Consider the following 232-nt stretch of genomic DNA (forward strand, 5'->3'; position numbering starts at 1 on the left):
TCCAACCAATTTGTTATTTTTTGTTGCATAATCTGCTATATTTATTCCACTATTCATTGATTTTCGGATGATGTTATTTTCAATCGTATTTAAAGAAGAATTCGAATATATATTTATACCATAGTTATTACTTCCCGTAATGTTATTTTTTGTTATTAAATTATGACCAGTTTTTTTTAGAAAAATACCATTTCCGTTTTTATCAATGATATTGTTATTGATACTATTATCT

Annotated in this window: 1 protein-coding gene; it reads right to left on the bottom strand. The window is 23.3% G+C overall.

Translation table 11 applies throughout. The features are described from left to right. Positions 1-232, bottom strand: a 232-nt coding sequence (locus tag SAZ04_RS23110) for a right-handed parallel beta-helix repeat-containing protein (protein ID WP_332700157.1), incomplete at both ends; no start/stop codon positions are given.

The organism is Halalkalibacter lacteus, assembly GCF_036663595.1.
GTDB lineage: Bacteria > Bacillota > Bacilli > Bacillales > Bacillaceae_D > Halalkalibacter > Halalkalibacter lacteus.